A 26,440-nucleotide genomic window follows, 5' to 3' on the forward strand; every position below is an offset into this window, starting at 1 on the left:
ATTCAACGTATTTGGAGAAATTATCATGACACAAGCGACTACTACATTTGAGCCAGTATTACGTGAATCCGCTACGTTTGATCGTTTGACGATTCAAGAAATTCAACGTGCAGCTGCAACAGGGATTTACGACATTCGTGGTGGCGGTACTAAACGCCATTTACCACACTTTGATGATTTACTGCTTTTGGGCGCGAGTATGTCGCGTTATCCATTAGAAGGTTATCGTGAAAAATGTGGCACCGATGTGGTGTTGGGTACACGTTTTGCGAAAAAACCAATTCATTTAAAAATTCCAGTCACTATTGCAGGGATGAGCTTTGGTGCTTTGTCTGCTAATGCTAAAGAATCACTCGGTCGTGGTGCCTCTATGGTGGGGACATCAACCACGACAGGTGATGGTGGTATGACACCTGAAGAACGTGGACACTCTGAAACTTTAGTGTACCAATATCTTCCTTCACGCTATGGAATGAACCCTGACGATTTACGTAAAGCGGATGCCATTGAAATTGTTCTAGGGCAAGGTGCAAAACCAGGCGGTGGCGGTATGCTACTCGGTATGAAAGTCACTGAACGTGTTGCGGGTATGCGTACACTTCCAGTGGGTGTCGATCAACGCAGTGCATGTCGCCATCCTGACTGGACTGGTCCAGATGACTTAGCAATTAAAATTGCTGAAATCCGAGAGATCACGGATTGGGAAAAACCGATTTATGTCAAAATTGGTGCGAGCCGTCCGTACTATGATGTCAAACTTGCAGTGAAAGCAGGGGCTGACGTGATTGTATTAGATGGTATGCAAGGTGGTACTGCCGCAACTCAAGAAGTATTTATTGAGCATGTCGGTATTCCAATTTTATCTGCGATTCCTCAAGCGGTTCAGGCATTGCAAGAAATGGGCATGCATCGTAAAGTTCAGCTCATTGTTTCAGGCGGTATTCGTACGGGTGCCGATGTTGCAAAAGCGATGGCACTGGGTGCAGATGCAGTGGCGATCGGTACCGCTGCACTGATTGCATTAGGTGATAACCATCCACGCTTGAATGATGAATTGAAAAAAATCGGATCTGCATCAGGTTACTATGATGACTGGCAAAATGGTCGTGACCCAGCAGGGATTACCACACAAGATCCTGAGTTATCTAAAAATCTAGATCCGATTGAAGGTGGACGTCACTTGGCTAACTATCTACGTGTGTTGGTACTTGAAGCACAAACCATGGCGCGTGCATGTGGTAAATCGCATTTGCATAATCTCGACCCTGAAGATTTAGTGGCTTTAACTGTAGAAGCAGCTGCGATGGCACGTGTTCCATTAGCAGGTACAAACTGGGTTCCAGGTCAACTCCAGTATTAATCATATTGAGTTAGTAAAAAGTAAGCCATGTGCTTACTTTTTACACTTTTAATATCAAAAAGTTAGTTTCGTTGATTGAGGATTAAATCTCTATTTCGACTCTCTTTACGTATGGTCTGAATAGCTACTACAATTTTAGACACACATAACCATCCTTCATTAGTACTAATATAGACAAGAGCATTTACCCATAATAGGTTGTGCTAAGTTGAATTAAATTGTCGATCTAAAGTGTTTACGGCAACGACAGCTGGGGCACTGGCATGATTCTAGGTTTGATAGACATGCTGTGATTAGAGCTCATCTGCTTTTGTAAGATGACGCACCCGATTAATCCCGCAACTTTCGTTAACATCTTTTAAATTACAGTGAATCTTGCGATAACGTTAGATACCACCAGATTCCAGCAGAACTGTCTAATCAGGCCTGAAAGCTGTTGCCATTTTCCTGCTTTTACTGGTCTGATTACCAGTCTATGTGACGCTATTGATTATGCCTCCTACAGAATTCGAGAATTAGACATCACAGAGAACAGTAAAGCTAGTAATGCTCCTGATCTAGCAACACTTATAAGTCGACAGAATCCTTACACAGAATTCCAAATTTACATCATTTAAGTAAGTTATATAAGTTACATAACTTAAGGATGGCAAAAGCATTACCCTTACAGCATATGCAGTTCAATAAAATACATAAGTTAAGTAAGATGAATAAGTTAAGTAAGTTTCATCACTTAAGTACCGAGATGTGATAAAGATTTAAAATAAGCGTTACGACAAGAGTGCTTGGAGCGGAATAGAAGGTCCAGCGATGAGCTTGATAGTGTAAAGGGCATACAAATGCCCTTTATTCATGAAAGAATAATTTTGTTTAAAAAATATTCTAATATCATATTGTTTGACTTAGTTTTTTTAGTGACTAAACAAATTTCAGTTGCATAAATCATTTCGGATTCAAGTAGAGGCATCATTTTATTTTCCGAAACCCATTTTTTAGCATAGTGATCGGGAAGAAATCCAAGAAAATTTCCTGTAAGAATTAAAAAGGCTATTCCTTCGCGATCTGTTGCTGAGGCTTTGGTATTGAGTCTTTGTTGTAAATGAACTGCATCAGAAGGAATGTTATAGCTTGGCATAATTGCCTGCCAATTCTGTAACTCATTTAAGGACAAAAAGTGTGTTTTAGAAAATAGTGGATGCTGATTGCCACAATATAAATATGAATTTTCTTCGTAAAGATCAAAGTATAAATATGTAAAATTAAGAATTTAAGGTGTATTTTTATGAATTGTAAAATATAATCATTATCATCAGATCTTAGTGAAATTCTCCTGTGTTTAAACGTCGCTTATTGCCTAGCCTATTGCCTCTTAGTTGTATAATGCCAGTATTTGCGAATGATCAAATTAGTGCTCTTCCTACCATCAGCTTACAAGCGACAAGTTCTTCCGAAGATGCTGAAAAATCTTATAAAGTCAGCTCAGCAAGTTCTGCCACTCGAACCAATACTTCACTAAAAGAAACTCCTCAGGCTGTTACCGTAGTTCCTGAAGCGGTGTTAAAGGACATTCAAGCTACCCGTTTATCGGAAGCACTTGATGTTGCCGGCGTTGGTCGAGCAAATAATTTTGGTGGACAAGGTTTAACGACATTTACTTCACGTGGATTTACCAGTGGTGAATATTACCGTAATGGTTTTCCAATTAACCGTGGTTATCCCAATGCTCCTGATAGCATTACCGTGGAACGAGTTGAAGTCTTAAAAGGTGCATCATCGAGTTTATATGGTCGTGGTGATCCAGGTGGAACATTTAATATTGTAAGCAAAACACCTCAAGCTGAACGTAAAACAACGCTGGGATTGAGTGTGGATCAGGAAGGTCTATACCGTAGCACTGTAGATACGACGGGGGCTATAACAGATGATGAACGTCTTACCTATCGCCTTAATTTAATGGGGGAAAATGGTGATACATACCGAGATCATGTCGATTCCAAGCGCTGGAATATTGCTCCTGTCATTCAATGGACACCTACAGATACTACCAAGCTCACATTAGAAGCTGATTTTTTGCGCAATCAGCATGCTTTAGATCGCGGTTTTACCCGTTATGATGGACAACAAAAAGACTCATTTGATTCATCTGAATATTGGTGGGAATCAGGCAAAGACCGAAATCGCTTATATAACAATAACGACATGCTGCAATTTCGTATTGAACATGCATTGAATGACGCGTGGAAATTGAATGTTGGTGCTCAATATTTAAATGGTAATCTGCATGGTTATGCTGTTGAAGCTAATGGGGTAAAAGCCGATAGCAATGGTGAAGTCATTACTCGTAACTATAATTGGCGTAACTTAGATTGGATTGATAAGAATTTCCAAGCCAATCTGGTCGGCCACTTTGATTTATTCAATCTAGAGCACACCTTGATTTCAGGGATTGAGCTTGAAGAGTATGACTATAAATCTTATATCATCCGTTCCAAAGACGCTTTTGATCTAAATATCAATCAACCCTATGACACGCAACCATTACCAGAATTGGTGAATGTAACTACAAATGACCGAGAAAAATTAAAAAGCCAAGCATTTTTTGTGCAAGATCAAATTCGTATCACAGATCGTTTAAATACTTTGATTGCGATGCGTTTTGAAAACTACCAACAAGATTACAGCAATTTTGTGAACAACACGTCTTGGTCTACAGACAATAATGCATTTGTTCCACGCGTTGGTTTAACTTATGACCTGACCGATCAATTCACAATTTACAGCAACATTAGTAAGTCATTTAAACCAAACTCTGGTGCAGATCGTAACAACCAAGGGTTTGATCCTGAAGAGGGTATTTCTTACGAAATCGGCTCAAAATATGCCTTGTTAGATAATCAGCTTTCATTTGATACGGCAATCTATTATGTGAAGAAAGAAAACGTCTTAACACTCGATCCATTAGATTCCACCAAAAGCATTGCTGCGGGTGAAGTCACCAGTAAGGGCTTGGATTTAAGCCTTGTTGGGAACATCACACCTGAATGGAAAATTATGGGTAATTACGCTTATGTTGATGCTGCTGTCAGTAAAGATAATACTTTGGAAAAAGGCACACGTTTAGCCAATATTCCTCAAGACTCATTTAATCTATTGAGTATATATGAGTTTAAATCAGGCACATTCAATGGCTTAGGTTTAGGGATTAACCAACGCTTTGTTGGTAGTCGTAAAGGGCAAACAGCCAATCAAACCTACAACATGGGGAGTTATGCGACAACGGATCTTATATCTTATTACGATTGGAACAAAGATGTACGTTTAAGCTTTGATATCAAAAATATCTTTAACGAAGAATATGATGATAGTGCCTTTAACCGTTATGTCTATCCGGGGCAACCTCGTACTGCAAAGTTTGGAATTAGTTATAGTTTCTAATCTTGAAAAAAGCCAGCATTCATGCTGGCTTTTTTACTGAATTGTAAAAGCTATTGTTAGGTGTATCGGATTTAACTTATGTTCACCTAAAGTTTAGTTCATAAATAAATTTTAAATTATATTAATAATTATCAATATTTTACTTAAATAATCTTAGTTCATGAACTTAACACGCTGATCAATTCATCTTTTAGATGAATGGACTAAATTTGTTTAAGAGAGCGGTGATGGTCCATTGTTATATTTTTATTTAAAAAAATATAAAGCATGGTTTGTATTTTTTATCATCATAGCATATTCATTTCTGGGTTTTTTATTGGCTTTGTGATCTGGGAATATGTTTTACGGTAAAACAAAAGGCTCAACAAATCACAGAGTCCAACCCAATAAAGTCCGCTTCAGTTAGATTTTGCTTTATTCAAAGCTTTATCTCCTCCCTAAATAGCAGTTAATTCAGGGATACAGATCATGACTGCATCTCTGAAATTTGTTCAATCAAGAGATCAAGTGCTTGGATGATGGCTTCATTCATTTCGAAGGAACAGTTGATACGGATGTGATTCTGCTTTTTATTCTTACGATAAAAAAGAATGCTTGGCGCAATTCCAATCTCATTCTGGATCATTTTTTCATAAATGCGGCTGCTATCTACCTCCTCAGGGAGTGTTATCCAGAGAAAATAACCTGAGGGATAATAATGCACAGTGCAATTTTCAGGTAAGTTCTTACTGAGATACTGATAATATTGATTTTTAAGGCGTTTTAAGGTTGTGCGTAGACCTTTTAAATGCTTTTCATAATGACGGTGGGAAAGATAATCCACCAATGCATTTTGAATGAATGAGTTGACGGAAATAGTGCTCATCAATTGCAAATGCTGGACATGCTCGGAAAACTTCCCAGCATAAACCCAACCGATACGAAAGCCTGCACCTAAAGTTTTGGAAAAGGAAGAGCAGTGCAGGACCAGATTTTGCTGGTCATAATATTTCATAGACAGTGGTTTTTTCTGATCATAATAAAGTTCTTCATAGACATCATCTTCAATCAGACAGATGTCATGTAGATGCAGCAGTTTTGCCAGTTCTAATTTGATTTCATCACTGACAGTAAATCCAATCGGGTTCTGGCTGTTCAACATCAACAAACAAACTTTAATGGGATAGCTGCTAATGGCTTTTTTAAAGGCGTCTAGATCTAAGCCATGTTCAGGGTGTTCTGGAATGGTAATGACTTTTAAGCCTAAATTTTCCGCTGCTTGCCAAGCACCATAAAACACGGTTTCTTGCAGCAGAATATAGTCACCTGCTTGGGTCATGGCTCTTAAAGACAAATTTAACGCATCCAGACCGCCTGAAGTAATGACAATATCCGAAGGATCGGTGGGAATGCCTTGCATGCAGTAGCGTTGCGCAATCAGTTTCCTGAGTTCGTAGTTTCCTGGTGGTAAGCTCGGCATTTGCTCATAGCCGACTCGGTATTTTGCCTGCTGCGCTAAGGTTCGCATCAGCTTTGGAGAGTAAAGCAGTTGGCTATCGGGAAAAGCACTTCCTAAAGGAATAATTTTTTCAGACTGAATCGATTTTAAATAACGGAACACCAGTGAGTTAATTTCAATTTTGTCATTCACAATGACTTTTTTAGCAAGGGCAGCTTGAATCTGATTCTCGGCAATGAAGTAACCTAATTTTTCTTTGGAATAGATCAGCCCTTGTGCTTCCAGTTCCTGATAGGCATTCATCACGGTAATTAAGCTAAAGCCTGAAGTTTCAACTTGCTGTCTTAAAGAGGGGAGTTTCTCATGTGCTTTCCACGTCCCTGTTTCAATCAGATGTTTGAGGCTTAAGGCAAGTTGTTCTGATTTATACATAAAGTGTCATGCTCATATGAGAAAGGGATAGCTGTGATTGCACCGCTATCCGAAGTTTTATCAAGACCATTTTTAATAGGCTAGGCTCAGGAGCAGTCTAAAACATCCAGCAATTAAGCCTAGGGACAAGAAACCAAAACACCATAATAATATGAACCATGATGTGGGGCTCAAACGATTTTGCATTTTTTTCATCGGGGTCACCTTGCTTAATGATAGCCTTCATCACCAATACGCACTTTGTCACGGAAGACCCAGTAAGATAAAAAGGTATAGGTCAAAATAATCGGAATGAGAATGACAGCACCAACCAACGCAAACTTCATACTTGATTCAGGTGCCGCTGCTTGCCAAATGGAAACCGTAGGTGGAATGATGTTGGGCCATAAACTAATTACAAAACCCGTAAAGGCCAGAAATACCAGTCCCAACGTTAAAACAAAGGGTTGAGCATCTTTTCGCTGTGCACATGCTTTCAAAATAAGTCCAGAACAGATTAGCACCAAAACAGGTACAGGGCTGAAATAGAACAGATTCGGTAAGCTAAACCAGCGCTGCGCAATTTCAGGATGGCTTATGGGGGTGTAGATACTGACCGCGCCAAATACAATCAATAAGGTGATAATGAGCTTAGGCATCAGCTCATACATTTTAGCTTGTAAATCTGCCTCGGTTTTCATGATGAGCCATGAACAGCCTAATGCGCTATACATGATAACCACCCCCAAGCCCACGAACAAAGAGAATGGGGTCAGCCAGTCGAGTGCGCCACCACTATAAATACCATTTTGTGTTTCAATTCCTTGAATGTACGCGCCGAGAATCACGCCTTGGAAGAAGCTGGAAAAGAATGAACCCCAAATAAAGGCCTGATCCCATAATGGCTTGCTGCGATGGGCTTTAAAGCGGAATTCGAAAGCCACGCCTCGAAAAATCAAAGCCACCACCATAAAAATGATGGGTAAATACAAGGCGGATAACACGGTGGAATAGACCAGCGGAAAGGCAGCAAATAGCCCAGCGCCACCCAAGACCATCCAAGTTTCATTACCATCCCAGACAGGGGCAACGGTATTCATCATCACGTCACGTTCTTGATGCCCTTGAATAAATGGGAACAGTATGCCAATGCCCAAATCAAAGCCATCCATAACCACGTAAATCAATACGCCCAAGCCAATGATACCGACCCAGACTAATGCAAGATCAATCATGATGTTGCTCCTTATTTGCAGTGGTTTGGCTTGCTGAGCCATCAATTGCTTCATCGACAGCACTCAATGGTCGCATAGGCGTTTTAAAGTGCCCTGGACCTGCAAACTGCGAATTTACACTTTCTATATGTACGGGACCTGACTTGATTAATTTCAGTATGTAGTAGATGCCAGTACCGAAAACCACGGTATAGACCAGTACAAAAATGATCAGACTCAGACCTACTTGATCTGCGGTGACGGTATGCGATAGACCATGTTGGGTACGAATCACGCCATAGACTACCCAAGGCTGTCTGCCGACTTCCGTGGTGACCCAACCTGCGAGTAAGGCGATATAACCTGTCGGTCCCATAACGGTGGCAAACTTATGAAACCAGCGGCTTTCATATAATCGGTCTTGTTTACGTAGCCATAAAGCAGTCAGTGACATCAACACCATGAGCATGCCGAGTCCCACCATCACGCGGAAACTCCAGAACACGATTGGAACAGGTGGACGATCTTCAGGGGCGAAGTCTTTTAAGCCTGTGACTTTGCCATCCATGGAATGGGTTAAAATTAAGCTACCTAAATTCGGGATGCCTAGCTCAAAGGCATTACGTTCATTCTCCATATCGGGTAAAGCGAATAACAGTAAAGGCATACCATGATCATGATTGGTTTCCCAGTGACCTTCAATTGCAGCCAATTTAGTCGGTTGATGCTCAAGGGTATTCAGACCATGCTGATCCCCAATCACCACTTGTAGGCATGAAGTTACGAGCACCATCCAAAGTCCCATGGAGAAGGATTTTTTGACCAACGCATCGCGACGACCTTTGAGTAAATGCCATGCTGCTGTACCTACAACCAATAAGGAAGATACAAGGAACGCTGCGGTTGCCATATGGGCAAAGCGATAGGGGAAGGATGGGTTAAACACAATTGCCCACCAGTCAGATGGGACAATGATGCCATTTTCGATAGCAAAGCCTTGCGGGGTCTGCATCCAGCTGTTGGACGATAAAATCCAGAACATGGAGATACAGGTACCAATGGCGACCATCAAGGTAGCAAAAAAATGAGCCTTAGGACCGACACGTCCCCAACCGAACAGCATGATGCCTAGAAAGCCAGCTTCAAGGAAAAAGGCGCTTAGAACCTCATAGGCCAGTAATGGACCAGTAACCGAACCAGCAATACGGGAAAATTCACTCCAGTTGGTACCGAATTGATATGACATGACAATGCCTGATACGACACCCATGGCAAAGGCGACAGCAAAAATCTTAATCCAGTATTTAAACAGATCTTTATAAATCGGGTTTTGGGTGCGCAACCATTTCCATTCCAGCAGTGCTAGAAAGCATGCTAAGCCAATCGAAGTTGCGGGAAAAATGATGTGAAATGAAACTGTAAAGGCAAATTGAATTCGTGCGAGTTCAAGTGCAGTTAAACCGAGGCTCATAGGACCTCCCATTTCAGACATGGGTTTCTGAGATTTTTTAAACTAACACTATTTATTTTAGTGTTATAGAGAATTATAGATCGTTTCATCAAAACTACCTACTTTGAAGAATTATCCAGATTTTGCAGGACACAGAATTCAAGATGTAGGTACAAAAATATGTTATATAAAATATAACAGAGAAAGTAGATAAAAAGACTCTGTTATATTCATACAGCACAATTCTGTAGCTACTGCTGATTTGAAAAAGAATCAAAATAACAAACATGAATCAATCTGGATGGTGATGAAATGTTTGTTACAGAGAGCTTGAATAGAATTCCTGAGATAGTTGAACAGGAGGCTTTTTCAGCGAAGTTGAAAAAGAAGCTGGCACAGAAATTTGTGAATCTAGAAGCAACACTGCTGCGTGCGAAAGTGTTACGCGAGCTTTCTAAGGAGAAAGCAAACTATATTGTGCAGTCGGCAATTCAGCCTGAGCAGGCAAGTTTTGCTTACCTATTCGCGCCTTTTATTCTGGGAAATTTAAATCAAACCACCATCTATCATACTCAAGCAACTGTACCAGTACTGATTTTATTGAACCGTTACTATCAGGTGGAGAAAAAGCTGCACTTGAAAGTGGATGATGTACTACAAGCTCTGAATATTTATCTCGATTTGCATGATACAGACTTGGATGAGGTGGATTTTTTCTATTATGCCTTGTTAAATGCTTTGTGCCGAGCAGATGTCGCCCAGATTTATTTAATTACTCACTTAAAGCTTGATGCCCAAAAAATAGCGGCGGTTGAACAGTTTTTTAAAATCAAGATTCATCTTATTTCAACTGATCCATCGGACAAAATCATGAACTGTGCAGAATTAAACATGCGTCAGTTATTGTTTAAAAATAAAGATCAAAGCTATATCGAATTATGTGAAAAGTTATCCAAACTTAATGCGCAATTACTCAGTGTAAATGGAAGTTATAACCAAGAACAAGCCACGCAATTGGTCGAAGACATGTTCTATGCCGAGCATATTTATGAAAAGTTATCGGTCTATGCTGAATATATGCAGACCTGCCTACAGAATACGGTCTCTAGTCATCCTGTAACTCTTTTAGTTTGATTCATTTCATTCATTCTCATCAAGAATGCATTTATTTCATATTTATCGCATAAATAGATAGGTAGCCCAGATGTTTCTATATACAGATTTTGACCAGAATTTATTGAATGAACGTGTCGCACAATTTCGTGATCAAACTCAGCGTTATTTAGAGGGAAAACTGACTGAAGAAGAATATCGGCCATTGCGTTTACAAAATGGTTTATATATTCAACGTTATGCACCGATGTTACGTTTAGCCGTGCCTTATGGCCTAATGAATTCAAAGCAATTGCGTAAGGTGGCTGAGGTTGCACAGAAGTATGATCGTGGTTATGCACATATTTCAACCCGTCAAAATATTCAACTGAATTGGCCACAGCTTGAAGATGTACCTGATATTTTGCAGGAACTGGCTACCGTACACATGCATTCCATTCAGACCAGTGGCAACTGTATTCGAAATACCACCACAGACCAGTATGCAGGGGTGGTTGAAGGGGAGTTGACTGATCCACGTCCCACCTGTGAACTGATTCGCCAGTGGAGTACCTTTCATCCTGAGTTCACTTTTCTCCCTCGTAAATTTAAAATAGCGGTCTGTGCACATCCTGAACAAGACCGAGCTGCTACGACTTTCCATGATGTGGGGGTATATATTGTTAAAAATGAAGCAGGGAAAATTGGCTATCAAATTAAAGTTGGTGGTGGACTTGGGCGTACGCCTTTAGCAGGGCATATTATTAAAAAATTCTTAGCCCGTGAAGACTTAATTGCTTACTTAGATGCCATCATGCGCGTCTATAACTTGCATGGTCGTCGCGATAATAAGTATAAAGCCCGCATCAAAATTTTAGTGAAAGCATTAACTCCTGAAGGCTTTGCTGAAAAAGTTGAAATGGAATTTGCACATACTCAGACTCAGCTAAAAGTTCAGCAAAGTGTTTTAGAGCAAATGGATGCCGTATTTCAACCATTTTTGTATGAACACTTAGAACAGCATGATTTTAAAGCTTTATTTAAGCAGTATCCGAAGTTTAAACATTGGTTCAATATTAATACCCATCCGCATAAAGTGATCGGTTATCGCATCGTTACGATCAGCTTGAAACGGGCTGGTGTAGCGCCGGGTGATATGACTTCCGATGAAATGCGTTTAATTGCAGATTTGGCTGACCAATATACCTTTGGTGAGTTACGAACCACGCATGAGCAAAATATTGCCTTAACCGACGTACGCCAAAAGGATTTGTTTGAACTGTGGAATGTACTGGATCAGGCAAACCTAGCCCGTGCACATATTGGCTTCCTGACTGACATGATTTGCTGCCCCGGTGGTGATTTTTGCTCATTGGCAAATGCTAAATCTATTCCGGTGTATGAAGCCATCGCTCGTCGTTTTGATGATCTAGACACTATATATAATCTAGGCAAAGTTGATCTGAATATTTCAGGCTGTATGAATGCGTGTGGGCATCACCATGTCGGTAATATTGGTATTTTAGGTGTCGATAAAAAAGGTGCTGAATATTATCAAATTAGCTTAGGTGGCAACTCTGACCATGATGCAGCTCTTGGCGATATTTTAGGGCCTTCCTTTCCAGCGGAAGATATTCCTGATGTGCTCGAAGAAATTCTGAATACTTATTTGGATCTGCGTTTAGCGCATGAATCTTTTTTAGAAACCTACAAACGTGTCTCGATTCAGCCATTTAAAGAACGGGCTTATGCGGATATAGGCTGATGTTAAATATCCGAACTCCGCTCAATCGGTTCAAAAGTTTAAGCTCCCCAATCATCATCATTTTAGCTGTTTGGGGTTGTGCTTATGTTTTGCAAAAGCTGCTGAGCTTACCTGTGGCATCGGGTGTATTGGGCTTCTTTCTGCTGTTGTTCTTGCTTGAAATGAAATGGTTGAAACTAGCTCATGTTGAACAGGGTGCCGATCTGTTACTGGCTGAACTGCTGCTGTTTTTCATTCCGCCCGTGGTGGGCGTGATTCAATATCAGGACTTACTGATCGTCAGTGGTTGGAAAATCTTGCTGGTGATTTTAATCAGTACCGCTTTGGTGATGATGGCTTCTGTATATACAGTGCATATGTTCTTAAAGAAGGAAGTACGTAAACAGGAAAATCTGTATGACTGAGTTCTGGGGGCTTTTTTACTTGGTCTGGACCATATTGTGTTATTTCATGGCAAAGCGGTTCTTTGTTCGAACACAAAAAATCTATTTATCTCCGATTATTGTCGTCCCTGTCTTGAGCATCATACTGATCTTTCTTTTACAGCATCAGTTTCAAGACTATTACCGCTATACCCAATATCTGGTGGCGATGCTTGGCCCAATCACCGTGGCTTTTGCTATTCCTGTATTTCGTTACCGCCGCATGATTCAGCAACATTTTAAAGTCTTACTGCTCAGTTCCAGCCTCGCCATGTTGGTGGGTATTTTTAGCAGTTGGTTTTTGGCCAGTCTGATGAACTTTGATGACATTGTTAAAAATAGTCTATTGGCGCGTTCCATTTCAATTCCCTTTGCTTTGATACTGACTGAAAAAGTCGGTGGATCCATCAGCTTAATTCCACTCTTTACCGTGATTACAGGTTTAGTTGGCATGTTGTTGGGAGATGTTCTGCTGTTATGGATGCGGTTCAAGAACAGAATTGCTTCGGGGGCTGCATTGGGTAATGCCGCACATGCCATGGGTATTGCGCGTGCAAGACAGCGACATGAATTGGAAGGGGTCATTGCCAGCCTTTCCATGATTATTTCAGGAATCATCATGGTGCTATTTGCTCCCACAGTGATTGCACTGACAAAGTACATCCTTGGCGCTATAGCGTTTTAAATCATAATAAGGAATCGCAGATGAATCCGATGTCACAGGTAACGACAACGTTAAGCTCCAAAAGCTATGTTGCGGCTTTTCTCCTTATTTTGCTCATGGTGGCGGCTGCTTATGGCTTGCAGGACCGAGAAATTATTTTACCTGAAATGGCGGCGATGGCGGTTGGGTTATGGGTTTATCAAGATAAACAGTGGCTGAATCAACCCGATAAAATTTTTATTTTGCCTAGTCTGACGGCAGTAATTGGCTTCTGCATTAATCTAATGCCAGTTTCGTACCTGTTTAAACTGGTTTTGGTTCTCTGTGGCATGTTGTTCGTCATGCGGATGTTTAACTATATATTACCACCTGCATTGGCTACGGGTTTCTTGCCGATTGTAACGCAAGCCGATGAACTATCATTTTTGATTTCGATTTTTGCCACCAGTTTTATCCTAATGTTGGGTGTTGTGCTCTTTAAACTGAACCAAGGCGTGCAGAAAAAAGTAATTTTGATCGAAGAAAAATCGGGGTGTATGCCAGTATTACTTTAATCGGTTTTGCACTTGCTGCGATATTTAAGGTTGAAGCAATGGCACTGATTCCGCCGATTACCGTGATGGTGTATGAATCACTGAATATGATGATGTATTCGTTGAAAATGTGTCTTAAGCAGGTTGCTGTATCAACCCTGTCTATCTCAATGGCTGTGTCAATGCAGTTCTTGATTCAAGATTGGATGCTGCTCACCCTAATATATATGCCCTTGATGTTTGCTTTGCTCAAGCTTTTTGTATGCCTTTCCATTTTTGGTTTTTGTCTTCCCACAAGACAGTTTGATGCATTTACCAGTTGCCTCATGTTTGATGGCGAGTTTTTCACTGGGGTGTGTATTTGTATCGAACTTATTTTCAACAGATTGCTATTGAGAAATCTTATTCATAGTTCTATGGGGCTTTGTTGCACAAATATTTAATTACTAGAGTTTCTCTAAGCGACTCAAATTTAAGAGACAACTTGGGTATGAAGTTGACCTAATTCGGTAAATTTATTCAGTACGGCTATATGTACATGAATCTCATTGACTTGGCTTTGAAAATTCCTTGCACTCAGTTTATCGCCCAATAATTTGATGCAATACGTCTTAGTTTCTACCAAGCTTCGGCGATGATACCCAGACCAATTTTTCTGCCTAAACGTTTGACTGTTTTTAATAATTCATTTATCTGCACAGACCTTAGAGTTTTATCTTTTGACGGCTGTGCATTTTTTCTTGGTGGAATGACTGCATGTGTTTGTCGATCTGAAATTACTTTTCTACAGTATTTTGTGTCATAAGCCCCGTCTGTATAGACTGAATCAATCTGCTCATCCAACGGGATTTGATCAAGTAAATCCCCAAGGACTTGCGAATCACTCACATTATTCGTTGTGAGCTGAACAGCTCGTATTTGTAGGGTTTTAGCATCTATACCAATATGAAGTTTACGCCATTGGCGACGATATTCAGGCTGATGTTTCTTACGTTTCCATTCACCTTCACCTAAAAACTTCAAGCCAGTAGAGTCAACGAGTAGGTGTAGTCCATCACTACTTTTTTGATAGCTAACTGTAATATCGATATGCTTTTGTCTTCTGCAGAGGGTGGAGTAATCTGGAGCTGTCCAATCTAATCCGAAAAGTTTAATAAGACTTTGAAAAAAGCCTGTGACCATGCGAAAGAGAGTCGAAATAGAGATTTAATAATGAGGCAACATTGAATGGCTGCATCAGAATAAATTTGAGTTCGTCCTTGTTTTCCTTTTGGCTGTGCATACCATTGGGTCGTAGGATCAAACCAAACAGAGATGTTTCCTCGATTGATTAAAGCTCGGTTATAGGAGGGCCAATTAGTCGTCCGATAGATGTTAGGTGTAGGCTTCTTCATTTGAGAATTATATTGCTGAATAAGCCTTCAAGAATAGGTTTGTGCAACAAAGCCACGCTCAGGCTGACATGAATTAGAGAGCATTGCGTCTAGGCCACTATGGGGATTTTTCATATGATCGTGACATAGAGAACAGGATGTTCCAACACATAAAACAATAATGATAAGTGCAACACCAGGACGTGAGGTACGACAGGAGTTATACCTAAACACCCAATACGAAAAAGCCCGACAGGATGTCGGGTTTTTTTATTACCATTTGGATACTGGCTAAGTTCGTCATAAAATATAGACTATAATCTATATTTTGGCTGTGATATGCGGACAATCATCTCGACCTATCTGATTAATGAATGGCTTTAGCATCAAGATGAAACAACACAAGAGAAAGCCTTAGAACCGTCGTTGTTCTGAGAGCTGTACACTTTTTTGGCAATATTAGGCTCTATTAAACAACATTAAAATCACTTATTCATTAGGTCAGTCATTTGGAATTAGTCGTCAAGCAGTATGCCATTATTTAAAAACAGGCGAGTAACTAAATTGAAGTCAACTAAATTTAGATACTCGCTTTACCTGTGATAGTGTGAATATGATTAGATGTAGTCTAAGTACATCTAAATAGTCTGAATGATATTCTTCCCTATGAAAATTAATACATTTCGTCAACGTATAAGAAAATAACCTTCTACTTCACTTGTAAACGTGCACGATGTAATACTGGCTCGGTGTAACCTGAGGGCTGTTCGGTGCCTTTAAAGATCAAGTCTGATGCAGCTTTAAAAGCGATACTGTTTGCGAAATCAGCCGACATTGGGCGATAAAGTCGGTCATTGGCATTTTGTTCATCCACAATTTTTGCCATGCGTTGCAGTACTTGTTCGACTTCGGCTTGTGTCACCACGCCATGATGCAACCAATTCGCTACATGCTGAGATGAAATCCGTAAAGTTGCACGATCTTCCATTAAGCCAACATTATGAATATCAAGTACTTTAGAGCAGCCAATACCTAAATCCACCCAACGTACCACATAGCCTAAAATACCCTGACAGTTATTTTCCAGTTCTTTGGTAATGTCTTCCTTTGACCAATCAGTATCTGTAGCCAAAGCTGGTGTTAGAAGATCATCTAAACTCAGAGCTTCGGTTTGCAATAATGCTTGCTGACGATCAGCTACATTCACTTGATGGTAATGCAGCGCATGAATCACCGCACCTGTTGGTGAAGGCACCCATGCACAGCTCGCTCCAGCTCTAGGATGTTCAGCTTTACTTTGATACATGGCACCTAATAAATCCGTTTTAGCCCACATACCTTTACCAATTTGTGCTTTGCCTTGTAAGCCTACTTGCAAACCAATCATGACATTGCGATTTTCATAAGCATCGAACCATGCTTGGTTTTTGATTTCAGCTTTTGGCACAAATGGACCTGCTTCCATCAGGGTATGAATTTCATCTCCTGTACGATCCATGAATCCTGTATTAATAAAGATCACGCGATCTTGGGCTGCTGCAATACAGTTTTTTAAATTCAATGAAGTGCGACGCTCTTCATCCATGATGCCAATTTTTAATGTTTTGCTCGGTAAACCTAAGACTTGCTCTACCCGCTCAAACAATTCAACGGTAAATGCCACTTCTTCAGGACCATGCATTTTCGGTTTTACAATATACATGGAACCTGTACGTGAGTTTGTCAAAGGATTCTCACCACGTAAGTCACTCAACGTTAGTAATGGTGTGATTAAGGCATCCATAATACCTTCATAGATTTCCTCACCATCCACCAGAATTGCAGGATTGGTCATTAGGTGTCCGACATTACGCAGTAACATTAATGAACGACCATGCAAACGCTTTTTTTCACCTTGGAGAGAGTTAAAGTGTATATCCTGATTCAGCTTACGGCTAAATGTCTGCCCATTCTTTTCAATTTCCTCAACTAAAGTTCCACGCATGAGACCCAGCCAATTACGATAAGCTTCGACTTTATCCTGTGCATCAACTGCAGAGACAGAATCTTCTAAATCCTGAATCGTGGTGACTGCTGCTTCTATCAGAATGTCTTTAATGCCAGCAGCATCTTGCTGACCAATCACATTGGTAGGGTCAAATTGTACAATTACATGTAAGCCATTATTCTTTAATATAACTTCACTTGGTTGAGTGCTTCCTCCATTAAAGCCAACACATTGACCAGCATCTTTTAATGTAGTGACAGCACCATTCTGAAGATGAATCACCAAAATCCCTTTCTCAATATGCCATTGGGTCACATTATGATAAGAGCCTTGTAGTAAAGGGAAAGTTTGATCTAAAAAGTCTTTAGCAAAGGAAATGACTTTTGCACCACGAACAGGATTATAGCCTTTGGTGTTTTCTGCCCCTTCATTTTCAGAAATCACATCCGAACCATATAAAGCATCATACAATGAACCCCAACGTGCATTGGCAGCATTTAAGCTATAACGTGCATTACGTACAGGTACTACCAATTGTGGACCTGCGAGTAGTGCAATTTCTTCATCGACATTTGCAGTACTTACCTGAAAATCTTCTACTTCAGGTAACAAATAACCGATTTCAGTTAAGAAAGTTTTATACGCTTCTAACTCAAACGCATTATTTCGATGCCATTTATCGATTTGTTGCTGTAAATCTTCACGTTTTTGCAATAGGTCTTTATTTTTTGGGGTTAAATCCAACACCACTTTTTCAAATTTTTCCCAAAAAATCTCGCTGTTTAATCCCGTTCCAACCAATGCTTCATTTTCAATAAAATCATAAAGTTCAGTGGCAATGGCTAAGTGACCAGATGTTGTAAATAATTGCATTTTTCAACCTATTTTTGAGTGCTCTTGCGGATGTCTTGAACATCCTTTCAAATATTAAGAGCGACGGTATTTGTCTCATAGGCTGAGCTGTATTTTTGGTGTATCAAAATCCTATGCCGCAATTTCAGTCAGCATAGTAAGGATTTGCAGTATAAAAACTAGACCAAATAACAGCCAGCCGATTTTTTTATCGCGTTGCTGAAATTTGGAGACAAAATTTTTCATTTTATCCCCTCACCCTGTAAACTTAAGCGGCTAAAGCACTTTGAATTTCATGGCTAATCATGACTGCCGTTGCAGCAGATAAGGTAAAGCCGAGGTGTCCATGACCTGTGTTATAGAACACACGCGCTTGTTTGCCGCGTTGTACTCTTGGCATCATGTCTGGCATCATCGGTCTGAGTCCAGCCCATGACACAACGCTATCTGTGGCGATATCAAAGTTTTTATTCACCCAATCAATTAACGGCTGAATACGATCATTACGAATATCTTTGTTATAACCATTAAACTCTGCCGTTCCAGCAACACGGAAACGGTCTGCACCCAAACGTGAGGTCACAATTTTTGCACTTTCATCGAGTAAGCTCACCCATGGCGCATTTTGTACACTACGTTCGTCTTTTAAATTCACAGTAATTGAATAACCTTTCACTGGATAAATGTTAATTTTATCCCCGAGTTGTTCACCTAAGTGATAGCTATTCACACCACCACAAATAACCACACCATCAAACACCACTTTAGATACTTCTCCAGTGTTTTGCTGATGAGGTTGATCTTGATGATACAGAATTTCTACGCGATCTAATGATGGATTGACTTTTTGTACATTTGCACCAAAACAGAATTTAACACCACGTTTTTCACAGACTGCTGCTAAACCACGGGTAAATTTATGAATGTCTCCTGTCGCATCATCTGGGGTAAAGAACCCCCCAAAATAATTCCCTGTTAATGTCGGCTCAATCGCCTTAATTTCTTCAGGGGTGACGGCATAACGCTCTAAACCACCTCTTTTCAACAAAGTATTGACATCTTTAGCCACGTCAAAGTCTTTAGCTGTATGATAAAAATGTAAAATGCCTTTCTTTTCTAAATTAAAATCAAAACCTTCTTTGTCTGCAATTGCAAACATATGTTTGCGTGAATCCAAGGCTAAACGTACTGTCTCAATCGTATTTTTCTCATAGTTCTTAATATTATTTAAAAACTCAATCAGCCAAGTATATTTATGCATGTTAAAGGATGGATTGAGTAGCAATGGTGCATCCTTCTGTGCCATCCATTTAATCCCTTTGGCAATCGTTGACTTCTGGTTCCAAACTTCAGCATTGCAGGCAGAAAGTTGCCCGCCATTAGCAAAGGATGTTTCCATGGCTGGATATAAATTTTTTTCAAAAACAGTAACGTTAAAACCTTGTTTAATTAATTCGTAGGCAGTGGTCACTCCTGTGATCCCTGCGCCGATAATAGCAATATGTGGCATAAAATTCTCACAAATTCAAGTAATGCCCCATCTGTCCTGTGACCTGAGAGTTTCGGGTGAACCCCTTCCTCCTTCGGTGTGCTGTAAAAGCACTCTCCAGATTTTTGATTGATTACAGTCCTTTTGCCTGAGAGTTTCCGGGATGTTGCACCTTCGGCGAATCATTGAAGATTTCTCTCCTGTAACAGTACTTGATTAAGCAATTCATATGCCAAAAATATATTTTTTTAATAAATTTATTTTTTAGATAAGCAAGCCATATTAATATTGATCAAAGATAAACATCCAAAAAATGCCAGATAAAAACATAATGAATGTGATGAAACGACATAAATAATTGAAATTATATAGAAAATCAATAAGTTCAAATTAATATATATACAATAAGTTAGAATGCCTGTTGATATAAAAAAAATGTGCACGTAGTTTTTATTACAGACCCATCACATCGATCTATGTTTAGAAAACACCAGCAACAACGGGATCCAAAATAGCTCTAATTCCATCACCAATAGCATGTAAAAAGCGTATAAACTGTAAAATTATGGGTAAAAAAGCATTGTAACCCTATTCATCATCACTATATTGAGTAAATAAAGCCCCCTTTAAACAATAAATTTTTTGATTTTAAAACATAAACATATTAAATATTCATTAAAAATGCAGCAAAGTGAAGTATTTTGAATAACACCCACCACGATGGATCCAAAATAGAGCCGTATGTGATATTTATGTGCAAAAAAAGTACATTTATGGCGCCAATCTAACAAATACTATTAAGTTTAATATGTACTAAATCTTTTGAGCATAGACGACGCTAAATCAAATTAAGCATCTGTTCTTTATATAAAAGTTTATTTATATTATTTTTTTTGGAATCTTGGTATGAGCTTTGCATTAGCTTAAACATTACAGGAGAGAAATCAGCATTGATTCGCCGAAGGAGCAACGACCCCGGAAACTCTCAGGCAAAAGGACTGTAATAATTCAAAAATCTGGAGAGCAATGAACGTCTCTGACAATCGTTCACCGAAGGAAGAAAATTTTTTGTGAAAAAGGATGTTTGCAAAAAGTTGAAGATCTCAGGTACCACATACAGATGGGGCATAACCATTCACTTAGTTTTATTTAGGAATGTATGCTATGCCGCATAAAATTACTTATACAAAGTCAAGCTGCACGTGTGCAGCAACTGTTCACGAGTTTACACCACTCGGTACTCACGTAAATTTCAAAAAAAATCCTATTTATTATCATATTACTAAAACGTATTGTGCAAATGATGCGCTGTATTCTCCACATCATACTGAGCATTTTAGAGCCAAATCTAAAATGCTTAAAAGTAGGAATATTGCAAATCGGCTTACTCGCACAAGTACTTTTAAAAGTCTTCATACGTTGCATTATGCAAAGCAGAGTCATTCCAGCTTTGTACTCAATTCAGTAATGATTTTTCCTGATCAAGCGATTCAGCATAGTAATGCTGCCTGAATCTGATTGGACACTTCATATGAGCAAAAACCGTTGTCACGTTCTGCATTGGTAGCCGTATTCAGTATCGCTTTTTAAAAGCTGTGAAAGGATGAGTGTCGATCATCTTTTGACCAAGCACAAGCGATTTGGGTTGCTAAGTTTTACCCGCAGACCACATATGACACGATGTAAAAGGATATAAGAATGAAATTATTACGTGTAGGTGCAGTTGGGCACGAGAAGCCAGCTATTTTAGATCCAGATTATAACATTCGTGATTTAAGTCAGGTGATTGCAGATATTAATCCAGCATTACTTGCCCAAGACTTTGCAGATTTAAGAAATATTGATATTGAGCAGTTACCCATTCTTTCACCACATGAGCGTATTGCACCTTGTGTGGCAGGCGTAGGCAAGTTTATCTGCATTGGCTTGAATTATTCAGATCATGCTAAAGAATCCAATACAGCAATTCCGAATGAACCGATTATCTTTAATAAATGGACTAGTGCTATTAGTGGTGCCAATGACCAAATTTTGTTACCACGAAACTCTGTCAAAACTGATTGGGAAGTTGAGCTTGGTATCGTGATTGGTCGTGAAGGTCGTTATATCTGCGAAAAAGAAGCCTTGGACTATGTCGCGGGTTATTGTGTTATCAATGATATATCAGAACGTGAGTATCAGTTAGAACGAGGCGGTTCATGGGATAAAGGTAAAGGCTGTGACAGCTTTGGTCCACTTGGTCCGTGGTTAGTCACTAAAGATGAAGTGCCTGATCCACAACAGCTCGAATTATGGTTAGAAGTCGATGGTCAGCGCTATCAACAAGGCAACACAAAAAATATGATTTTTAGTGTGGTACAGATCATCAGTTATTTAAGTCAATTTATGAGCTTGCAGCCTGGCGACATTATTGCAACAGGAACACCTGCCGGTGTGGGAATGGGACAGCAACCACCAAAATTTTTACAACATGGTCAAGTGGTTCGACTTGGAATTGAGGGATTAGGCGTACAGCAACAACAAGTTGTCGAATCAGCGTCCTAATTGAACGCATTCCGTTACTTAACTATAGGACGTGTTGAACATGCAAAAGATAACCCAAGATGTAAATTTTAGAAAAAAAGCGATTGCGGCTGTAATTGGCAATACCTTGGAATGGTATGACTTTATTGTTTATGGTTTTGTAGCCGCATTTATGGCAACACAATTTTTCCCTGCTGAAAATCCACATGCAGCCCTTTTAGTGGCATTAGCAACTTTCGGCGTTGGCTTCCTAATGCGCCCAGTCGGTGGTCTGTTGCTCGGTTATTATGCTGACCGTAAAGGTCGAAAGGCTGCGATGCAAATGATTATTATGATTATGTCCGTTGCCGTCGCAATCATGGCTTTTACCCCGCCTTGGAGCGCCATTGGCATTGCTGCACCATTATTAATCGTGACTGCACGATTATTGCAAGGTTTTGCCACAGGCGGTGAATATGCAACCTCAACGGCTTTTTTGGTCGAAGCAGCCCAACCTGAAAAACGTGGTTTATATGGTTCATGGCAAATGGTCGGGCAATGCTTAGCCGTGTTGATGGGCGTTCTAACTGGTGCTGCTTTAAGTCGATACCTTAGCCCACAGGAACTTGAAACTTGGGGATGGCGAATTCCCTTTATTATTGGATTGTTGATTTGCCCTGTTGGGTTGTGGATTCGACGTAATCTTGAAGAAAATGAAGAATATACAGAATCCGTGCAAGACACAAAAAATGATAAAGAACAAAAAACGGCTATTTTTAGCAATGTAAAAGCATCATTCAAACAAATTCTGCTCTACGTTGGAATAAGTGCTGGTGGAACCACTTCGTTCTATATCATTTTGGTCAATACTCCCACTTATGCGGCCAAAACTTTAGGCTTGAATTTGCATGATGTTTTTATGGTGCAATGTTTGGCGGTATTACTTTTAATCCTGATTATTCCCATTAGCGGTCATCTGTCAGATAAGTTTGGACGTAAAAAAGTTATTTTAACAGGCTTTATCTCTGTACTTGTTCTGCTCTATCCTCTGTATACCAATCTGGTTGATGCTCCATCTATTCAAAATCTCATGCTGTTACAAGTTCCCGTATGTTGTTGTCTAGCTTTGGCTTTTGCTCCAATGGTCGCATTATCTACTGAGTTATTTAAAACTTTAGGCCGTGCGACCAGCATGTCGATTGGTTACAACATTAGTGTCACCCTCTTTGGGGGATTCTCCCCCTTCTTTGTAACTTGGCTCGTAAGCTCACAAAATATTAATTATGGTCCTGCTTATTATTTAATGGCAACCGTGATGATGAGTATTGTGGCAATGCTGATCGTCCGCGAAACGGCTCCAGTATGTGAGCAACAAAAAAATCAAACATTTACTCATACATCATCAATATAAGATAAGGAAATTAAATTATGAATCAATTGACTAACCCGACACCATTTTTTGATATTCATGAACAATATGTTCCTTATGTGAAAATTCGCCATCAACTGCATCAATATCCAGAACTTGAAGGTGAGACCGTAGAGGCTGCAAATTTAGTGTCAGAGACATTATCCAGTTTAGGTTTTGAAGTGCATCGCCATATTGGTGGAAATGGTGTAGTTGGTGTATTGAAAAAAGGAAATTCGGCAAAAGCAATTGCCTTACGTGCAGATATGGATGCACTGCCGATTATTGAGGAAAATACCTTTGACCATGCCAGTAAAATTCATGGTCGTATGCATGCCTGTGGTCATGATGGACATACCGCAATCTTGTTGGCTGCAGCAGAGTTACTGGCTAAACAGGCGAATTTTTCAGGTACGGTCAATCTGATTTTTCAGCCTGCTGAAGAGCCCTTAACGGGTGCTAAAAAAATGCTGGAAGATGGCTTATTTACACGTTTTCCAAGTGATGCCGTATTTGCATTGCATAATATGCCAGGTATTCCTGCTGGGAAAATTGTGGCACAGGCAGGTCCTACAATGGCATCTTCACAAAGAATCGTCTGCCAATTAAAAGGCAAGTCGGGTCATGGTGCTATGCCTGAATTAGCCGTTGATCCGATTCCTGCTTTAAGTGCATTCATTGATGCCGTACAAACGATCAAGTCTCGTAATTTGGCTTTTTCAGAAACTGCGGTGATTAGCATTGGTTCAATTCATACGGGCTCTAGCTACAATATTATCCCAGGAGAGGTAGAAATCCAGCTCAATGTCCGTACCGATACCGAAGCTGTTCGTGAAAAAATTAATCAACGTTTGCAGCAAATTTTGCAAGGGTTGGAACTCAGTTACGGGATTCAAACAGAACTGGATATTCAGTTTTTGGTACCACCAGTCGTTAATTCAACTGATGAAACTGAACAAGTTAGTAAATGTCTAAAAGCTGCATTCGGTGAGGATACTGTACTCAGTACTGGGGCAAAACTGATGGGTTCTGAAGATTTTGCCTGGATGTTACGGGAAGTCCCTGGATGTTATCTGATATTGGGCAATGGCGAAGGACAGTTTCATGGCTGCTCAGTACATAATCCACATTATGACTTTAATGACCAAATTATCCCACTTGGTGCGCAAAGTTGGTTACATGTGGTCGAGCATTTTTTAAAACCTGAATAATACCACTTTCTCATCTGAATCTTGACTAAACACTGTGTGCACATGCACACGGTGCAGATGAGTTTTGCTTATTTAATAGAATTAGAGATGTTTTAAATGATTAAATATCAGAATCTTAAAAAAATATGCTTAACCAGCATGTTCACTTTTACAAGTTTTCAGATTTGGGCGGGTATACAAACAGGTCCGCTAAATACATCGTTAAATTATGCCGATTTAGCACTCTATAGTAAGGAAAATACCACAAAGAATTTTACCAATATGAATATGTTTATTCTGAATTCCACTTTAGATTTGGATAAGTTAAATGAACATGACCTTGGGGAAATTAAGCTGCAGTTCACGATGAAAGGTTTCGGGAATCAAGATCAAGATCCGTATTATCAAAATATGTGGATGTCAGGGACTGGAAGCTGGTCTGCTGGTTTTTTAGCAAGTAATGAGCTGGCTGACTATCAATTGGCTCAAATTTCTTGGGACAAAAGTTGGTTGAATGACAGCTTAGACACCGTCATGGGGCGTACCAATCCACGTAAATATTTTTTATATAATTACTGTCAAAACTTTGCGTTATGTATTGACCCGATCAAAGGCGCAATGGGAGCGGCGGGTTTCAACTATGGCTATTGGAGTGCGTATGCTAAATACCATATGAATGATAAATTATATTTGCATTCAGGTATATTTGAGGTGAATACAGATGATTGGCTGAATCAGAAACATGGTTTAGATTTTTCATTTCATCATGAAAAAGGTTGGCTGACGGTTTTTGGTGCGGGCTACAATATTAATGATAAAAGCAAAATAGAAGCTTTCTATTTTAATAATAGCTCGATAAATAAAAATGCGTTAACTGGCGAACGTTATAAAAATACGGACGGTTTTAATATTCGCATGAATTATGATTTTGTTGATAAACCTCTCGGTGTTTTTGCAAATTACTCGCATATCACTGAAAATAATTATCCACTGAAAGGCACATGGGAAACAGGCATACATTGTTACGATTGTGTGTTTAATCATCGTATTAGTGCTAAGTTCGGTCAAACTGAATTGCATCCTTATTACACGATACTGACACAACAAGCCAATGGGGTGAATCAGGCAAAGACCACCTATCTTTCTGTAGATACTAGTTTTAAATATAAAAAATTGTCCGTTGCACCATTTATTCAATATTTTTTTAGTTCGGATAACTTTTGGCTTTCGACAGAAAAACCAATTGATCAGAACTTAGTAGTGGGTATGGCAGTGAGTTTATCTCTTTTTTAATCAATAAAAGCTTTGTTGCACAAACCCATCATTAAAGGCTTATTCCGCAATATAATGCTCAAATGAATAAGCCTGAACCTAAAACCTATCGTACAAATAATTGGCCATCTTACAACTAGACTTTGGTGAATCGATCCATAAATAAGAACTTTGATGATTTCTCATCAAAGCGAAATGCAAAACATGTAATGCCAGTTGATGGACATTTATCAGATGAATCATGCGCTGATAACAAGGAAATTGTTTAAAAAATTGGTTTTTGTTCAGCTTTAATGATGTGAAGAATGCTTTGAAGTTATTGAAAAGAGAGTACTTGTACCACACAGCAATAAATATAATTTCAGAAATGCTGAGCTGAGCAGGGTGAAAGCTTATGTGTTTAAAGTTTTGCTTTAAGAATTTTCAATAAATTGATTCGAATTTTAGAAAAAAATCATCAATGACGCAGAATAAATGGGTACTATCTAACATAAGGACTAGAGCTGTGAGTTTGGTGTGGTAACTCAACTGATTGCTCTAGTTTTTTTCTTTTTCAAGTCAATTGTCTATCCGCGATTCGAGT

At 39.5% G+C, this 26,440-nt stretch carries 18 protein-coding genes, 2 pseudogenes and 2 riboswitches; of the genes and pseudogenes, 12 read left to right on the top strand and 8 right to left on the bottom strand.

Annotated elements, in window-relative coordinates; genetic code table 11:
* The first annotated feature begins 25 nt into the window (after positions 1-25).
* Positions 26-1,360, top strand: a complete 1,335-nt coding sequence (locus tag E0H94_RS07855; RefSeq protein WP_077165807.1) for an FMN-binding glutamate synthase family protein — start codon at positions 26-28, stop codon at positions 1,358-1,360.
* 850 nt (positions 1,361-2,210) lie between these two features.
* Here the strand turns inward: E0H94_RS07855 and E0H94_RS07865 are convergent.
* Positions 2,211-2,627 (bottom strand): LysR substrate-binding domain-containing protein, encoded by a 417-nt coding sequence (locus E0H94_RS07865; RefSeq protein WP_131325890.1) that lies wholly within the window; start codon positions 2,625-2,627, stop codon positions 2,211-2,213.
* 113 nt (positions 2,628-2,740) lie between these two features.
* Between E0H94_RS07865 and E0H94_RS07870 the strand changes: the two genes are divergently transcribed.
* Positions 2,741-4,795 (top strand): TonB-dependent siderophore receptor, encoded by a 2,055-nt coding sequence (locus tag E0H94_RS07870; protein WP_171462057.1) that lies wholly within the window; start codon positions 2,741-2,743, stop codon positions 4,793-4,795.
* Between the two features lie 466 nt (positions 4,796-5,261).
* Here E0H94_RS07870 and E0H94_RS07875 read toward each other — a convergent pair whose 3' ends face one another.
* The 3 genes from E0H94_RS07875 to E0H94_RS07890 form a co-directional block, all read right to left on the bottom strand.
* The gene (locus E0H94_RS07875) at positions 5,262-6,665 is read right to left on the bottom strand and encodes a PLP-dependent aminotransferase family protein (protein ID WP_131325892.1); all 1,404 of its coding nucleotides are present in this window, start codon (positions 6,663-6,665) and stop codon (positions 5,262-5,264) included.
* A 209-nt stretch (positions 6,666-6,874) separates the two neighbouring features.
* A complete protein-coding gene (gene cydB / locus E0H94_RS07885; protein WP_131325894.1) occupies positions 6,875-7,879 on the bottom strand; it encodes a cytochrome d ubiquinol oxidase subunit II in 1,005 nt (334 codons plus the stop codon).
* On the bottom strand, positions 7,872-9,329 hold the full coding sequence (locus E0H94_RS07890; RefSeq protein ID WP_131325895.1) for a cytochrome ubiquinol oxidase subunit I: 1,458 nt from the start codon (positions 9,327-9,329) through the stop codon (positions 7,872-7,874). Before E0H94_RS07890 ends, cydB begins: the two co-directional genes overlap by 8 nt.
* Positions 9,330-9,620: 291 nt before the next feature.
* Between E0H94_RS07890 and E0H94_RS07895 the strand changes: the two genes are divergently transcribed.
* The 6 genes from E0H94_RS07895 (at position 9,621) to E0H94_RS18660 (ending at position 14,227) form a co-directional block, all read left to right on the top strand.
* Positions 9,621-10,442, top strand: a complete 822-nt coding sequence (locus E0H94_RS07895; RefSeq protein WP_131325896.1) for a hypothetical protein — start codon at positions 9,621-9,623, stop codon at positions 10,440-10,442.
* Between the two features lie 70 nt (positions 10,443-10,512).
* Positions 10,513-12,165 carry a nitrite/sulfite reductase gene (locus tag E0H94_RS07900; RefSeq protein ID WP_131325897.1) on the top strand — a complete coding sequence of 551 codons (1,653 nt, stop codon included), beginning with the start codon at positions 10,513-10,515 and terminating at the stop codon, positions 12,163-12,165.
* A complete protein-coding gene (locus E0H94_RS07905; protein ID WP_131325898.1) occupies positions 12,165-12,569 on the top strand; it encodes a CidA/LrgA family protein in 405 nt (134 codons plus the stop codon). Before E0H94_RS07900 ends, E0H94_RS07905 begins: the two co-directional genes overlap by 1 nt.
* Complete coding sequence (locus E0H94_RS07910) at positions 12,562-13,272, top strand: LrgB family protein (protein ID WP_131325899.1); 711 nt, start codon at positions 12,562-12,564, stop codon at positions 13,270-13,272. The genes E0H94_RS07905 and E0H94_RS07910 overlap by 8 nt, the downstream gene beginning before the upstream one ends.
* 20 nt (positions 13,273-13,292) lie before the next feature.
* Entirely contained in the window at positions 13,293-13,805 is a 513-nt protein-coding gene (locus E0H94_RS18655; protein WP_227548566.1) for an HPP family protein, read from the top strand.
* On the top strand, positions 13,784-14,227 hold the full coding sequence (locus tag E0H94_RS18660; RefSeq protein WP_227548567.1) for a hypothetical protein: 444 nt from the start codon (positions 13,784-13,786) through the stop codon (positions 14,225-14,227). The genes E0H94_RS18655 and E0H94_RS18660 overlap by 22 nt, the downstream gene beginning before the upstream one ends.
* Before the next feature lie 175 nt (positions 14,228-14,402).
* On the opposite strand, the pseudogene E0H94_RS07920 reads toward E0H94_RS18660, so the two are convergent.
* The 3 genes and pseudogenes from E0H94_RS07920 to E0H94_RS07935 all read right to left on the bottom strand — a co-directional run bounded on the left by E0H94_RS07920 (position 14,403) and on the right by E0H94_RS07935 (position 19,506).
* Positions 14,403-15,178, bottom strand: a pseudogene (locus E0H94_RS07920) (IS5 family transposase).
* Positions 15,179-15,866: 688 nt separating this feature from the next.
* Complete coding sequence (locus E0H94_RS07925; RefSeq protein ID WP_131325900.1) at positions 15,867-18,017, bottom strand: malate synthase G; 2,151 nt, start codon at positions 18,015-18,017, stop codon at positions 15,867-15,869.
* 247 nt (positions 18,018-18,264) lie between these two features.
* Positions 18,265-19,506 (bottom strand): D-amino acid dehydrogenase, encoded by a 1,242-nt coding sequence (locus E0H94_RS07935; RefSeq protein ID WP_131325901.1) that lies wholly within the window; start codon positions 19,504-19,506, stop codon positions 18,265-18,267.
* 105 nt (positions 19,507-19,611) lie between these two features.
* Positions 19,612-19,698: riboswitch (glycine riboswitch) on the bottom strand.
* Positions 19,699-20,408: 710 nt separating this feature from the next.
* Positions 20,409-20,496, top strand: a riboswitch (glycine riboswitch).
* 687 nt (positions 20,497-21,183) lie between these two features.
* Here E0H94_RS07935 and E0H94_RS07940 point away from each other — a divergent pair.
* From E0H94_RS07940 to E0H94_RS07955, 4 genes are all read left to right on the top strand, one after another.
* On the top strand, positions 21,184-22,029 hold the full coding sequence (locus E0H94_RS07940) for a fumarylacetoacetate hydrolase family protein (protein ID WP_131325902.1): 846 nt from the start codon (positions 21,184-21,186) through the stop codon (positions 22,027-22,029).
* Between the two features lie 40 nt (positions 22,030-22,069).
* Positions 22,070-23,398 (top strand): MFS transporter, encoded by a 1,329-nt coding sequence (locus tag E0H94_RS07945; RefSeq protein ID WP_131325903.1) that lies wholly within the window; start codon positions 22,070-22,072, stop codon positions 23,396-23,398.
* 17 nt (positions 23,399-23,415) lie between these two features.
* Positions 23,416-24,606: an amidohydrolase gene (locus tag E0H94_RS07950; protein WP_131325904.1), complete on the top strand. Its 1,191-nt coding sequence runs from the start codon at positions 23,416-23,418 to the stop codon at positions 24,604-24,606.
* Between the two features lie 138 nt (positions 24,607-24,744).
* On the top strand, positions 24,745-25,878 hold the full coding sequence (locus E0H94_RS07955) for a carbohydrate porin (RefSeq protein WP_165495596.1): 1,134 nt from the start codon (positions 24,745-24,747) through the stop codon (positions 25,876-25,878).
* A gap of 126 nt (positions 25,879-26,004) precedes the next feature.
* Here E0H94_RS07955 and E0H94_RS18665 read toward each other — a convergent pair.
* Positions 26,005-26,349 (bottom strand): annotated as a pseudogene (locus E0H94_RS18665) (IS982 family transposase); the annotation flags it as partial.
* Positions 26,350-26,440: the final 91 nt, after the last annotated feature.

The organism is Acinetobacter sp. ANC 4173, from assembly GCF_004331255.1.
Taxonomy (GTDB): Bacteria; Pseudomonadota; Gammaproteobacteria; order Pseudomonadales; family Moraxellaceae; genus Acinetobacter.